Raw genomic sequence first — 755 nt, forward strand, 5'->3', positions numbered from 1 at the left:
AGAGCTTAAAACTTAGAGTAAATATTGCCAGAGTAACTATATAACTCTGGCAATATAAGTTGATTCTTTTAGTCGCCCGGACATGGGCCCTCAAAAGAAAACAATTCATTACCATTTAAATCGTAATAAGTATGTTTACATAAAGAACCCCCGTCACCCCCTCCACTTAGGGGAAAGTGATTAAAACTTGGCCCTTTATAACCAGAACCATCAGGGGTTGAATATTTGTTTCCTGTTGGGCTAGAAACTGTTTTAAGATAAGTACTATCAATAGCTTCCGCCAAACACTTTGAGATATCATTGGATCTCAAGATATTTTCAGCTTTACCGCTAGATTTTATCTGGTTTAGAGGGTAACCACCAATAACTGTTTTCATTTGGTTTGTACTTACTGAGATTCCTCCGTTTTTTGAAGTTAAATCAAAAACAACTTCGTTTTTTGCACCTTGGCCGAAATATTTCGTTTTGTAAGTAAAGTCAGTGATTATGTTCTGTGTAATATCAAAATATTCAACTGTGCCCCCAATACCAAATGCTCCAAGGGCGCCTTGAAAATTTGCTCCTATAATTCTTATTCCTTGAAAGTTGTTTTCGAAATTTTCGTCTTTAAACGCTTTAGCATTAGCTTCAACTTGTAAGTTAGATTTAGCTACTATGCTACCTGCTAACTTCATCGCTTTCATCTCAGGGCTGTTGGCACAGCTACTCATTATTCCCACTGAGTTTTCATCAATAATGGGGTGAATTGATTGAGA

General features: G+C 36.6%; 1 protein-coding gene. It reads right to left on the minus strand.

The annotated features are described in order from the left end of the window. Positions 1-68 precede the first annotated feature (68 nt). The coding region (locus tag AC1HJP_RS21135) for a hypothetical protein (RefSeq protein ID WP_480363463.1) at positions 69-755 on the minus strand (687 nt) is incomplete at its 5' end.

Source organism: Pseudoalteromonas sp. NFXS53, assembly GCF_056629255.1.